Annotated in this window: 1 pseudogene; it reads right to left on the bottom strand. The window is 64.0% G+C overall.

The annotated features are described in order from the left end of the window. Positions 1–2: 2 nt before the first annotated feature. A pseudogene (locus RAD10_RS41810) lies at positions 3–275 on the bottom strand (ABC transporter ATP-binding protein); the annotation flags it as partial.

The following is a 275-nucleotide window of genomic DNA, read 5'->3' on the forward strand; positions in this document are numbered from 1 at the left end:
CCTCAGTAACCCAGATAGGATTTGCGGATTTCTTCGTTGTTCGCGATGTCCTTGGCGTTGCCCGACATCACGATGCGACCGGTCTCGATCACATAGGCCTGGTCGGCGAGCTCCAGCGCGAGCTGGGCGTTCTGCTCGACCACCAGGATCGACACCTTGTCCTCGCGGTTGATCTTGCCAAGGATGCCGAACAGGTCGCGCACCACCAGCGGCGCGAGGCCGAAGGAGGGCTCGTCCAGCAGCATCAGCCGCGGCCGCAGCATCAGGGCGCGGGC

This window comes from Bradyrhizobium sp. 23AC (assembly GCF_054863025.1).